General features: G+C 36.8%; 13 protein-coding genes. 9 read left to right on the top strand and 4 right to left on the bottom strand.

What is annotated here, in order from left to right; all coding sequences use genetic code 11:
* Window positions 1-94: 94 nt before the first annotated feature.
* Genes QM491_RS22040 through QM491_RS22055 form a run of 4 tightly spaced genes read left to right on the top strand, consistent with a single transcriptional unit; the run spans window position 95 to window position 3,281 of the window.
* Window positions 95-481, top strand: coding sequence for a sugar 3,4-ketoisomerase (locus QM491_RS22040; protein ID WP_283329696.1), 387 nt, complete (start codon window positions 95-97; stop codon window positions 479-481).
* Window positions 478-1,572 carry a DegT/DnrJ/EryC1/StrS family aminotransferase gene (locus QM491_RS22045; RefSeq protein ID WP_310589600.1) on the top strand — a complete coding sequence of 365 codons (1,095 nt, stop codon included), beginning with the start codon at window positions 478-480 and terminating at the stop codon, window positions 1,570-1,572. Before QM491_RS22040 ends, QM491_RS22045 begins: the two co-directional genes overlap by 4 nt.
* A gap of 52 nt (window positions 1,573-1,624) precedes the next feature.
* Window positions 1,625-2,530 carry a glycosyltransferase family 2 protein gene (locus QM491_RS22050; RefSeq protein ID WP_283329697.1) on the top strand — a complete coding sequence of 302 codons (906 nt, stop codon included), beginning with the start codon at window positions 1,625-1,627 and terminating at the stop codon, window positions 2,528-2,530.
* On the top strand, window positions 2,520-3,281 hold the full coding sequence (locus QM491_RS22055; protein ID WP_283329698.1) for a class I SAM-dependent methyltransferase: 762 nt from the start codon (window positions 2,520-2,522) through the stop codon (window positions 3,279-3,281). Before QM491_RS22050 ends, QM491_RS22055 begins: the two co-directional genes overlap by 11 nt.
* Here the strand turns inward: QM491_RS22055 and QM491_RS22060 are convergent, their stop codons facing one another.
* The 3 genes from QM491_RS22060 to aat all read right to left on the bottom strand — a co-directional run bounded on the left by QM491_RS22060 (window position 3,282) and on the right by aat (window position 6,614).
* Window positions 3,282-4,577, bottom strand: coding sequence for a hypothetical protein (locus QM491_RS22060; RefSeq protein WP_283329699.1), 1,296 nt, complete (start codon window positions 4,575-4,577; stop codon window positions 3,282-3,284).
* A gap of 219 nt (window positions 4,578-4,796) precedes the next feature.
* Window positions 4,797-5,831, bottom strand: a complete 1,035-nt coding sequence (proB, locus tag QM491_RS22065; RefSeq protein WP_283329700.1) for a glutamate 5-kinase — start codon at window positions 5,829-5,831, stop codon at window positions 4,797-4,799.
* Window positions 5,832-5,981: 150 nt separating this feature from the next.
* On the bottom strand, window positions 5,982-6,614 hold the full coding sequence (gene aat / locus QM491_RS22070) for a leucyl/phenylalanyl-tRNA--protein transferase (RefSeq protein ID WP_283329701.1): 633 nt from the start codon (window positions 6,612-6,614) through the stop codon (window positions 5,982-5,984).
* A 614-nt stretch (window positions 6,615-7,228) separates the two neighbouring features.
* Here aat and QM491_RS22075 point away from each other — a divergent pair.
* The 5 genes from QM491_RS22075 to QM491_RS22095 all read left to right on the top strand — a co-directional run bounded on the left by QM491_RS22075 (window position 7,229) and on the right by QM491_RS22095 (window position 12,572).
* Window positions 7,229-7,948, top strand: a complete 720-nt coding sequence (locus tag QM491_RS22075) for a GNAT family N-acetyltransferase (RefSeq protein ID WP_283329702.1) — start codon at window positions 7,229-7,231, stop codon at window positions 7,946-7,948.
* Between the two features lie 130 nt (window positions 7,949-8,078).
* Window positions 8,079-9,281, top strand: a complete 1,203-nt coding sequence (gene argG / locus QM491_RS22080) for an argininosuccinate synthase (RefSeq protein ID WP_283329703.1) — start codon at window positions 8,079-8,081, stop codon at window positions 9,279-9,281.
* Window positions 9,282-9,371: 90 nt separating this feature from the next.
* Complete coding sequence (gene argC, locus QM491_RS22085) at window positions 9,372-10,331, top strand: N-acetyl-gamma-glutamyl-phosphate reductase (RefSeq protein ID WP_283329704.1); 960 nt, start codon at window positions 9,372-9,374, stop codon at window positions 10,329-10,331.
* 172 nt (window positions 10,332-10,503) lie between these two features.
* The gene (locus QM491_RS22090) at window positions 10,504-11,349 is read left to right on the top strand and encodes a hypothetical protein (protein ID WP_283329705.1); all 846 of its coding nucleotides are present in this window, start codon (window positions 10,504-10,506) and stop codon (window positions 11,347-11,349) included.
* A 101-nt stretch (window positions 11,350-11,450) separates the two neighbouring features.
* Window positions 11,451-12,572, top strand: coding sequence for an aspartate aminotransferase family protein (locus tag QM491_RS22095; protein WP_283329706.1), 1,122 nt, complete (start codon window positions 11,451-11,453; stop codon window positions 12,570-12,572).
* Between the two features lie 32 nt (window positions 12,573-12,604).
* On the opposite strand, the gene QM491_RS22100 is transcribed toward QM491_RS22095, so the two are convergent.
* Window positions 12,605-12,859, bottom strand: coding sequence for a hypothetical protein (locus QM491_RS22100; protein ID WP_283329707.1), 255 nt, complete (start codon window positions 12,857-12,859; stop codon window positions 12,605-12,607).
* Between the last annotated feature and the right edge of the window lie 80 nt (window positions 12,860-12,939).

The following is a 12,939-nucleotide window of genomic DNA, read 5'->3' on the forward strand; positions in this document are numbered from 1 at the left end:
TCCAATCAACTGCGTTATCGGTCAAAATATATCGATAATCGTACCTAATATACTTTATACAACCACGTCACTTTTTAAACCTTCGTTAATAATAGTGAGTCAATTATTACTATTGGATACATTCAGCTCTGATGCAGGAGATTTAACTGTATTTGAAAAAATTCTCCCTGGACATATAAGACGAGTGTTTTATATTCAGGGAAAGGAAGATTCTGTCCGAGGTGGACATCGGCACAAAGAAACTTGGCAAGCCTTAGTATGTATATCTGGAAGTTGTCGTGTCCTTAATGACAACGGCCTTAAACAAGAAGAATTCATCCTTGATTCGCCTCAAAAATGCTTAGTACTAGCACCAGAAGATTGGCACGTAATGGATCAATTTTCTAGTGATGCCATCTTATTGGTTTTAGCCAACAAATTTTATGACAAAGATGACTACATTTATGAGCCTTACCCACAATCGACAATTACAATCCTATGATTATTCCTTTTTTGAGCCTACAAAATACTAATAAACCTTATCACGATGATTTAAAAAGAATTTTTGCAGAAAAGCTTGAAAAAGGTTGGTTTATTTTAGGCCAAGAATTAACTGAATTTGAAAATCGCTTTGCTAGCTACTGTGAAACTAATTTTTGCCTAGGTGTTGCCAATGGTCTAGATGCTCTAACAATTATCCTAAAAGCCTATAAGTACCCCCCCCAATCAGAAATCATTGTACCTGCCAATACTTATATTGCAACCATTTTAGCTGTTATCAATGCGGGTCTAAAACCTGTGTTAGTAGAGCCTTTATTAGATACTTACTTGATTGATTCTAATCAACTAGAGCAAGCCATTACAAAGAAGACAAAGGCAATTTTGCTTACACATTTGTATGGAAAATGTTGTGAGATGACCGCAATTCAAGCTGTAGCTACTAAATATCAATTACAAATTTTTGAAGATGCCGCACAGGCTCATGGAGCTACTTATTTAGGCATAAAAGCAGGTAACTTAGGTGATGCCGCTGGTTTTAGCTTTTATCCATCCAAAAACCTCGGAGCATTAGGAGATGGAGGCGCTATTACCTGTAATGACGAGTCGCTCGCTCATGAATATCGACAGCTTCGAAATTATGGCTCATCTCAAAAATATGTTTTTGATGAGATTGGACTTAATAGCCGTTTAGATGAAATTCAGGCAGCTTTTTTATCCTTGAAACTGCAATATTTAGATAGTGAAAATGTTTATCGCCAAAAAATTGCCCGCAACTACTTAGAACAAATCAACAACCCGTCGATTGTACTACCTCCTTCTAATTCAATTGATAAGGATGTCTGGCATTTATTTGTGATAAGAACAGAGAAAAGAGATAAACTTCGTACCTATTTAGCACAGCAAGGAATCGGAACTGACATTCATTATCCAGTTCCTCCACACAAGCAAAAAGCCCTTTCTGAATTTAATCACCTCTGTTTTCCAATTACTGAAAAGATTCACCAAGAAGTACTTAGTATTCCTTTAAACCCCACTTTGCAGGAAGTAGAAATTGAGTATATTATCGAAAAAATCAATTATTTTAACGGTTAATGATTCTTCTTTGGCAATTATTTTTAAAAGTCATCATCCTTTCATTTGAGATATGCTATTATCAGTTGTAATCCCTGTCTATAAAGGAGCTCAATCTATTAGTTTGTTAGTACATAAACTTCATGAAACCTTACAACATGTTTCATTCGAAATTGTCTTAGTAAACGATGGGAGCCCCGATAACTCAGAGGAAGTTTGTGCTTCATTAGCACTGCGGTACCCGCGAGTTAGTTTTATTTCATTACGTAGAAATTTTGGGGAATTTAATGCTGTAATCTGTGGCCTCAATCATATCAAAGGACATTTTGCCGTAATCATCGACGACGATTTTCAGAACCCTCCAAGTGAAATACTGAAGCTTTTGCATAAAGCCCAGTCTGATAATTTAGATGTTGTTTATAGTTATTACGAAGATAAAAAGCATCATTATTTTCGCAATTTCGGAAGCTGGCTCGTCAATCAAATGACATCTTATCTTTTCGAAAAACCTAAGAACTTATACTTGTCGAGTTTTAAGCTTATCAAAAAAGAGGTTGTAACCGAAATCTGTAAATATACAGGGCCTTATCCTTATATAGATGCCTTAATTTTTAGAGTAACCAAAAATGTAGGGCGTGTTTTGGTAGAGCATCACGCACGGGCCGAAGGACAATCCAGCTATACAATTCAGAAATTAATCGCCCTATTCTTATCTATTCTTTTTGGATATTCGCTCTTACCTGTTCGTATTATTCTAAGTTTAGGAGTAATTTCTTTGAGTTTCAGTTTTATACTACTTATTGCTCAAATTCTAGGATTGATTGATACTGGAGCCACATTTATCGCCATTTGTATTTTTGGAAGTATTCAGACTATTGGACTAGGTATCATTGGCGAGTACGTTGCAAAAGGCTTTTTGACCCAAAATAGCCATCCACAATTTGTCATAAAATCAAAACATATCAATCATGCTGAATAGTAGTCACGAAGAATACAAAATTATGTTTGAGGTAGAGGAGAAACTCTGGTGGTATCAAATACTACATCAAAGAGTCTTGGAAGAGATTGTTGAGAATTTTGGTCAAAACAAGGAAATCCAAATTTTGGATGTTGGTGCTGGAACAGGAGGACTATTGACTTTTCTTCAAAAACAAGGATACTCAAATATTCAAGGTATAGACTATTCTGATTCATCGCTCAGCTTTTGTCAACAACGTGGATTAAGTGTACAGAAAATAAATGCTGCGGCATTAGGTGATTTTTTTCCTAGTGAATCTTTTGATGTAATTATTTGCAACGACGTGGTGTACTGTCTTGAATCAGAATCCATTAAAACGACACTGGCTGGTATTTCTAAATTGCTTGGTCCTAAAGGTATTTTTTTAACTAATAACAACGCCTTTAATATGTTTTTTGGGACTCACGATATTGCAGTTGGAGGAAAGCATCGCTTTACAAAATCAACGTATGCTCAATATTTACCAGAAACTTTAACCATCAAAAAACATACCTACTGGCCTTTTTTTCTATCGCCACTCATATTGGCAGTGCGTCAACTACAACAGCTACAACTTAAGCTTCATTTAATTGATAAAACACAAGTTGTATCCGATGTATCTCTTCCTAGTGCAGGCATAAATCGTTTTTTTTATCAATGTTCAAGTATTGAGAGAAAACTTTTTGATTCAACTCCATTTGGTAGTTCGGTGTTTTTAACTATTAAAAAATAACTACTTTTTCAAAAGATATTTGTCAAAAAAACCTCCTCTTTTCAAGCAATACTCTTTAATTGCCGTAGTGTCGCCATAGGCGCTTTCTTGAAAGGAAAGCATCGAAGTGTAATTTTTTATGAAGGGTTTTTCAATCGTAGTTAGAGGCTTACTTGGTAATATTGCTAAGCCAAAATTACGTATTGAATGCAAGCCGCCTATTACAATATATGTTGTTAGAAGATAGACCCCCAATTTCTTCTTTTTCCAGTTATGAATAACCCAAACACTTATCCCACAAGACATTATAGTAAAAGCAGGTATTACTCCACGGATATTCAAATCGTTGTAGAGACCAACTCTATAAATACCTAATATAGCAGTAAAAAACATACTTCCATAAATTAACGGACTCCATTCAAAAGAATCTGATTGAATAAAATAAAACCAAATTCCAACATTTGCCAACACATAAATGGCATAGTATATCACCCATAAAGAAGTTCCTGTCTGCCAAATAAATCCTGTATTGCCACTATTAACTCCTTCTGTACTGATAAAGTAAATCATAAGAGGCATGAATGACGCTACTAACCCAGTCATTCCTAGTAGCTCTGAAAGCTTTTCTTGCTTGAAAAGTGTTTGAAAATCTTTCAAAAATAAGACCAATACAAACGGGAATAAACCGATACTCGCTAGAGGGCTCCAATACATAGTAGCAAGCAACATAAGCAGAAGCTCAAGTCGACTAACTTTCTTATTTAAAAATGCTTCTATAACAAAACAGGCTCCCAATACCGCAGGCAAAGTATGTTGAGGAGCCCAAGCCCAATTGTCCTCAAATTTGGAAAGTACAAGATAAAAATCATTAATAAGAATAAAATAGTGTGGAAAAACTTCTCTATGCCACCCTATCCAATCAATCAGGGCATATATTATCCAAGCATTCGGAAATATAATCACAAAGAAAACTAGCACAATACCGTTTTTTTTCACAAAAGTGCTTATCCACAGCAACACAAAAAATAAACCTATTACACTCCATGCCAAAGCAAAATATCGAGCACTCTCTAACGAAAACCATTTTGCTAATTGGGCAACAGGTAGATAGTATCCTAAATAGTAACACATGTGTACCTTGTAATCTGGATAGTACAAAGGCCAATCATGTTTAATCAAATCATAATACTTAAAATTATTTGCAATAAAGTCTGACTCTTGTCTTTTAAACTCTCCTATTCCTAACAATACATTTATACCTAAAGCCAATGCTAATATTCCTAAAATATGAACCCAGCTATAATATTGGGGAGACATCTCTCTAACTTCATTTGCAGTATCTTTTTTCAAATACCAAAAGAAATATATAACTATTGAGACACTGGCGCTTAGGCCAACAGCAATATTTACCCAAGTCAGCAAGAACAAGATGGATGGGATTAGAAGATAAATAAGAGAAGCGTACTTTAAGATTCGAATCAAATTCATAATCAAGTAAAGAAGACAATTCAAAGGGCCGATATGGCCCTTTGAATTTTATAGTAATACGATTTCGTCAGCGTTGGCAACCTCAAAATTTTGAGTCTTAAGATTTTGAGCAATCACTACTGAAGACTCTCTAGCTCTTGCAATACCAATAACATTGGTCGATTGATCTAAGATTTCAAAAACTTCTCCTCTTTCAAACTCTCCATCAACTTCAATAATACCAACTGCTAACAAACTTTTTCGTTTGTTCAGTGCTTCTACAGCACCAGCATCTACCACAACGTTGCCTGCAATAATACTACCGCTACCTAACCATTTTTGGCGTGCCGTCAAACTTGCTTCTTGAGGTGCAAACACTGTTCCTGTTTTCTCAGCAACTGCCTCGATGATGCCATCAGGTTGGTTCATACCAAATATCACAACTTTGATTCCCATTCGAGTAGCCAACCGAGTATAATTAAGCTTTGAAACCATACCACCCAATCCTAAAGCCGATTTATCAGTATCAACAAACCCTAATATTTTCTCATCAATTTGCTCAACAAAAGAGATAATTTGCTTTTGGTCATCAAGTAAGCCTCCCACAGAAGTACAAAGCAACAAAGCCGACGCACCAAAGCCTGTAGCAATTAGAGTAGCCAATTCGTCATTATCCGAAAACTTCAACTCTAAGTTACTTACTACGTCATTTTCATTAGCAATTGGAATAATACCATTGTCCCACAACTCTTGATAGGTTTCTTTTAGTTGTAAAAACTGATTACGATTGGCAAAGTGTTGGCGCTCGCAAAGACTTTGAGCAATCGCTATATCGTATTGTGAAAAATACTTAGTGTATTTGGCCAACAACAAGGGATTTCCAATAGCCGCCGCCGCTTTGCGTTCAGTGATTGTTCCTTTGTATTCTTTGATAAAGCCTTTTCCTGCTCCTACTGCACCCGACGATACCAATACAATATGATAATCCTGATGCAAAATTGCTACTTGTCGAGCAATTTCTTGCAAAACAGCCTCGTTCAATTCTCCACTTTTATGCGTAATGGAGGCCGTTCCAAATTTGATAACTAAAACTGGTTTTGACATTTTATATAAATTCTATCATACTGGGGTTAACAGAACAATGTGTTCTCATGATAACTTCTGCAAACAATACTACAGCAAGTCATACAACAAAGATAGAGGAATGAAAAAACAAAAAAATGATAAGGATTGATTTTCGTGATTTCTCACTCACTATCCTTCTATTTGATTAGGGTCAAAATAAATACTTGGAGTATCAGGAACAAAGCTTCTTGGCTGTTGGATTCCATTTCGGAGCATCAGTAAATACTCTGCTCTAGGGATTTCGATAGCTCCGTACCTTTTTACATTATCGTTGATAAACTGAGTATCGAGTAGCTCATATTCTTGTTTTCGTAGATTTTCAATTAAGTAATGAAAAGCTACTTTTGAAGAGTTTGGTTCAAGATAAAACATAGACTCTCCAAAATACACCCCACCAATTGCAACGCCATAAAGCCCCCCTACAAGTCTATCACCTATATAAGCCTCTACAGAATGTGCCATGCCCATTTTATGCAAATCACAATAAGCTTGTATAATTTCTTCCGAAATCCACGTTTCGGGTTCCCCATTACGTGGTAATGCACAATGGCGCATCACAGCTTCAAAATTCCGATTGATATGAATATCGAACAAATTTTTATTCAGAATTGGCCGTAATGATTTTGAAGGTTTATAGGTCTCGATAGGAATAATGGCACGTGGGTCTGGCGAGTACCAATATAATGAACCATCGGTATCGGCCATAGGGAATATACCATTCATGTACCCATACATCAAATCTTCTGCAGTTAATTCATCCATTTTTAATCTTTATCAATTGGCCAATCGAGGTGTTTATTAAGGTTGAAGTGTAGAGTGTCCTCTAAAATGCTCCACCTATTTCACTCAAGTGCTCCTGTTTATTAGTGCCTATTAAACCAATTTTAGGGAATTATTGGCATATTTCCAAACTCAAATCTCTTAAGCTATTAATGGGTAGCTATAAGTATAAATACTCCCAAAAAACATTCAATAAGTCCAATAAATAGCCCTATATACAGATAAGTATTATTAAATTTTCAAACTATTAAAAAAAAATCTTGCATCTTACATTTTGTTTTGGTAAACTTTGCACGATTTTTAGTTTTAATACTTACAAAAAACCAACAGGTCGTCTTAAATTAGGTAAAAAAAATACTTGAGCTTTCAAGTTCATTTTCACAAAACCTTACAATATCATAGTGAAAAATCTTTTTTTACATATCATCGTTGAACCTACTGCGTTACCACGCAGGCGACCATTCTTTTTTAGGGTTTGACCCTGACTCTTCCTTTGCTTGCCTATGTGGCAGGTTATCTCATTATCTAGTTTATTTTCTGTTTTTATCGAATTAACTCCTTGAACCGTAGCAGGTTAACGCTATCGCTATCATTCAATGAATCAATATAAAGTTCAGGTCGCATCCGCTGAACACTTACATCTGGCTGAGGCTATTTGTCTCGAAATGGAAGAATCCGCTAAAGCACGCGGAACAGGAATCGCTAAGCGTTCTCCACAATATTTACGTGATAAAATCAATGAAGGCAAGGCTATCATCGCTATCGATGATAACGGAGAGTTTGTTGGTTTCTGCTATATCGAAACCTGGGAACACGGTAAATTCGTGGCAAACTCAGGTTTGATTGTAAAACCAGAATGGCGTAAATACGGTGTAGCTAAAGCTGTAAAAGCTAAAGCGTTTGAACTGTCTCGCAGCAAGTATCCTGATGCCAAAATCATTGGTATTACTACTTCATTGGCAGTAATGAAAATCAACTCAGAATTGGGTTATGAGCCAACCACCTTCAGCGAACTACCTGTTGACGATGCCTTCTGGAAAGGTTGTCAATCATGTGTCAACTACGATGTACTTTCACGTACCGATCGCAAGCATTGCTTGTGTACAGGGATGATTTTTGACCCAGAATGGGAGAAAAAAGCCAAACAGCGTGAATCTGAAGCTTTGGTAACATCAGAGTCGGAGCCAGCACATGGCAATTGGGATTTTTTGAAAGACGTAAAAGTTCTTGAACGTTTACTCTCTATCAAAGAAAAAATGTTCTTAAAAATGTCCGAAAGAAGTAAGGAGCGTAAATTAAGAAGAGGGATTGCGTAATTGTGCGATTAGGATTCAGTATCGTACTTTCGGAAAGACAATTGCCCCAATATTTTAATTGAAGTGTATCTTGATCATATAAACAACCAGAAAGAGAGGTACTGTTAAACCATTCTTTCGAAATAAAAAAATGAGTAAACCAAAAGTATTATTAGCATTTTCAGGAGGCCTTGATACCTCTTTTTGCGTGAAATATCTTTCAGAAGACTGTGGCTATGAAGTACATTCGGCCTTGGTAAACACAGGAGGTTTTTCGGCAGAAGAATTGAAAGACATTGAAGAAAAAGCCTATGGACTGGGCGTGGTATCGCACGTAACATTGGATGTAGTTGAGAAATACTACAACGATTGTATCCGCTATATGATATTTGGTAATGTATTGAAAAACAATACTTATCCATTATCAGTATCTGCTGAACGTGTTTTCCAAGCTACTGCTGTGGCTGAGTATGCTAACCAAATCGGTGCCAAAGCGATTGCTCACGGAAGTACAGGCGCAGGCAACGACCAAGTACGTTTTGACGTTGTATTCAGAATTTTATCTCCTGAGGTAGAAATCATCACTCCTATCCGTGACCTTAAATTGTCGCGTGAGGCCGAAATCGAATACCTAAAAGAAAAAGGTGTTGTAAGAGAATGGCATAAAGCGGCTTACTCAATCAACAAAGGATTGTGGGGAACTTCAGTTGGTGGTAAAGAAACACTTACTTCAAATGGATATTTGCCAGAAGAAGCTTGGCCAACTCAAGTAACAAAGTCTGGTGAAGAAACTGTAAAATTACATTTTGAAAAAGGTGAGTTAGCAGGTCTTAACGGTGAAAAATTATCGCCAGTTGAAACAATTGTAAAACTCAATGAAATTGCCGCACCGTACGGTGTAGGTCGTGATATCCACGTTGGAGATACAATCATTGGTATCAAAGGCCGTGTAGGTTTCGAAGCTGCAGCGCCTTTGTTGATTATCAAGGCTCACCATTTGCTTGAAAAACATACATTAACTAAACAACAACTTTACTGGAAACAAAACATTGCCGAAATGTACGGTACGATGTTACATGAAGGACAATTCTTGGAACCAGTAATGCGCAACTTCGAAACATTCTTGGCAGATACGCAAGATAACGTTTCGGGTACAGTTGAAATTCATTTGGCACCATACCGCTATTTTGTAGTAGGTATCGAATCACAGTACGACCTAATGTCTTCTATATTTGGCTCTTATGGTGAAATGAACAATGCTTGGACAGGTGATGATGTCCGAGGATTCTCTAAAATTGTGTCGAATCAAACAATGATTCACCGTAAAGTTACAGACTTAGCCCAACAGCAATAAGAATATTTGTTTTACTTCATGCGACAAATTTTCGTGTTTAGCTTGGGCTACACACGAAAATTTGTCGCATTTTTTTATCATATAAAAAACATGATTAAAGTAGGAATTATCGGTGGTGCAGGATATACAGGTGGAGAGTTACTCAGAATTTTAATCAATCACCCAGAAGTCGAAATTGTCTTTGTCAATTCAAAATCACAAGCTGGAAAACCTGTTTATGCTACGCACTCAGATTTGTTAGGCGATACAGAGTTGGTTTTTACGGACGAATTACATACTAATATTGATGTAGCCTTCCTTTGTTCAGGACACGGCGAGTCGAAAAAGTTTTTGGAAGCAAACCCTGCCTTTAAGGAAATCAGTATTATTGACTTAAGTACAGACTATCGTGACCAATCAGAAGGATTTGTGTATGGATTGGCCGAATTACAAAGAGATAAAATCAAAGGTGCCAAGCATATTGCTAACCCTGGCTGTTTTGCTACTTCTATCGAATTGGCCTTGCTACCATTAGCTTCAGCAGGATTAATTCAAGATGCAATTCATATCTCAGCAGTAACTGGCTCTACGGGTGCAGGACAGTCGTTGTCGGCAACAAGTCATTTCTCTTGGCGTAACAACAATATTTCAATTTATAAGGCTTTTACACATCAGCACTTGACAGAAATTGGCATGACGCTCAATGAACTTCAAGCTGATTTTGATCAGCCTATTAATTTTATTCCATACCGTGGAAACTTTACTAGAGGTATCATGGCAAACGTTTATACAAAGTTTGAAGGTACTTTAGCAGAAGCGAAAGATTTGTACAAAAAATATTATGCCAATCACCCTTTTACTACAGTAAGCGATGCGGCAATAGATGTAAAACAAGTAGTAAATACCAACAAGTGCCTGATTCACTTAGAATTACACAATGGAAATTTACTAATCTCTAGTATTATCGACAACCTTACTAAAGGAGCATCAGGTCAGGCTGTACAAAATATGAACCTAATTTTTGGATTACCAGAACGAACTGGTTTGGCGCTAAAAAGTGTTGGTTTCTAAGAATGTGCTTTGCTCTGACTTAGAAATTCTGGTGTAGGTTCTATTCAGACTGATTTATATCATCTTTCCAAGTCGAGTGAATGCTTAATTTTGAAGTTGGAGGTTCTTGGCAATTTTTCAGAATTAAATAACCTTCTCTTTACCAACAATTTAAACAATCACTCTCTCAAAAATGAAAAAGCTAGTACTATTACTTGGGCTTATTTTACCAACACTGAGCATTGCTCAAGAAAAACAACCTTATAGTCGCAAAGGGCAAGGATTTGTTTACTGGGGATACAACCGCTCCACTTATACCAAGTCAGATATCACGTTTATTGGTCAAGGCTACAACTTTACACTACATGATGTAGTAGCCAAAGATGCTCCCTCTCCTTTAGGACGTGAATATTATGACCCAGCGCTATTTTCGATTCCTCAATTTAATATTCGAGGAGGATATTTTTTCAGTGATCACTGGGCGGTATCAATCGGTTGGGATCACATGAAATATGTAATGGTCAATGATCAGCAGAGCACTATTACAGGAACTATTTCGGCACAGGTATCTAATCCTGCGATTACAGTAAACCCTGCTTATGTGGGCACTTTTGATCATACGCCAATCACAATTAACTCAAAAGATTTTTTAACTTTTGAGCATACCGATGGTTTCAACTTTGCCAGTGTTGACCTAGACCGCTATGACAGACTCTGGAAGGCAAAAAATGGTGTACAAGGGCTTGATTGGATTGTAGGTGGTAGCGTAGGAGCATTTGTTCCTCGAAGTGATGTTCGCTTATTTACCGTAGGCAAAAACAACTACTGGAATGTTGCTGGTTATGGATTTGCCCTAAAAGCAGGTTTACAGTTTGATATTACCAAACACGTTTTCTTACGCAACGACATCAAAGGAGGTTTTTCTCGTCTAAACAATATCCGAACTACAGGTCGTGATGGCGATTATGCCAAACAAAGCATTTGGTATTTAGAAGATTATTTTGTTTTAGGCTTCACAATCGGCAAAATGAAGAAGTAATTATAAAAGACATAGCTCAGAAATTCGTTTTCTGAGCTAACGGTTAGTATCTTCTTCTCTTCCTTTTGGGCCATTTTCACTATCTCAAAACTCACAAAGAAATGAATCTATTCAATGTTTATCCCCTATATGATATTGAGCCTGTAAAAGCAAAAGGCAGTTATTTATGGGATAAAAATGGTCAAGAATATCTTGATTTGTACGGAGGTCATGCCGTGATTTCTATTGGTCACTCGCATCCGTACTATGTTGAGAAGCTTACAACTCAATTGAATAATATTGGTTTTTACTCTAATTCAGTAAAAATTCCTATTCAAGAAGAATTAGCAACTAAATTAGGTGAACTATCAGGTTACGAAGATTATGCCTTATTCTTGTGTAACTCAGGTGCTGAAGCTAACGAGAATGCTTTAAAAACGGCATCATTTTTCAATGGTCGTAAAAAAGTAGTAGCATTTACCAAGGCTTTTCACGGACGTACTGCTGGTGCTGTGGCAGTAACCGACAACAAGGCAATCGTGGCACCAGTAAACTATTCTGAACATGTAACTTTCTTGCCATTTAACGACATTGAAGCTTTAGAGCAAGGTGTAACAGATGAAACTTGTGCCGTTATCGTAGAAGGTATTCAAGGAGTTGGTGGTATTCAGGTAGCATCAGAAGCATTCTTGAAAGCAGCACGAGCAATTTGCGATAAAACTGGTGCAGCATTGATTCTTGATTCTGTTCAATGTGGCTATGGTCGTTCGGGCAAATTTTTCTCACATCAATATGCCGATATTCACCCAGACCTTATTACTACAGCCAAAGGAATGGGTAACGGATTTCCGATTGGTGGGGTATTAATTTCACCAAAGTTTCAAGCAAAATTCGGGATGTTAGGCACAACATTTGGTGGCAACCATTTGGCATGTGCAGCAGCAGTTGCAGTTTTGGACGTGATGAAGCAAGAAAACTTGATTGAGAATGCGTCAAAAATGGGAGATTATTTAATGAGTAATTTACAACAAATTCAAGGTATCAAAGAGCTTAGAGGCAGAGGGTTAATGATTGGTATTGAATTTGAGCAACCTGTAGATGAAATCAGAGATACGCTTTTATTCAAACATCATATTTTCTGTGGGTATGCAGGAAAACACACCTTGCGTTTATTACCAAGCTTAGCTTTGGGACAAACCGAGTGTGATAGATTTTTAGAATCGCTTCAAAGCGTTTTAAAATAAATATGTGTATTATGGAAGTGAGTAGTATCCAACTACTTGCTTCCTACTTGAACAGGTTTTTCTTCAGAAATAATTTTATCAAAAATATTCTTCCACATTTTCTCCTCTTTTTGTGATTCACTCACAATCTCACGCTTTGAGTCTTCTTCCCAAACACGCTTAAGTCGTTGATACGTCAGATTATTAATAATATTTTCATTCCGCCAGAGTTCTATTTCTTGTTCCTCATCTTTGGAGGCTCGACCTTCAAAGTGTTTGACTAAAAGTATATACTTTACTCTTAACATGTGGTGCGGGATAGTCGAAGCCAAAAATTAGTTAGAGAGAAATTACCAATTTTTACAACTAGCTATCTTAAGAAGTTTAA

Source organism: Flectobacillus longus (assembly GCF_030056705.1).
In the GTDB taxonomy this organism is placed as follows: Bacteria; Bacteroidota; Bacteroidia; order Cytophagales; family Spirosomataceae; genus Flectobacillus; species Flectobacillus longus.